Here is a 402-nt window from a genome sequence, read left to right as displayed (position 1 = left end):
ATATATTGGCTTATTACCGGCGATATAGAATTCTATATCATTATATTTCTTTAAAGTTTCAGCAACCTTTATTAAAATATCTATTCCTTTTAGTATATTAATAACACCTGGCAAGATTATCTTAAATTTATCATAGCTTTTTTCCTTTGGTTTATATTTATCTAATTCAACAAAAATTCGGAATTATAAATATTTTCTTAAAACCCCTTTTTCTATATATATTTGCACATATTCGGTTAAAAAATGATGATAGGAATATCTTATTTTTCTGGCAATAATACTTTTCTAATAAAGAATAATAAANTCTTTGATAGGTTTATCCAAAGGAGAATGATGTCCGAAAATAACTTTTTTTGAATATTTTAATATATCAATTTGCGTTCNAAACCAAACATAAAATGC

This window comes from Candidatus Nanopusillus massiliensis (genome assembly GCF_920984865.1).
The sequence above is the reverse complement of the archived record's forward strand: the minus strand, read 5'-3'. Positions refer to the sequence as shown.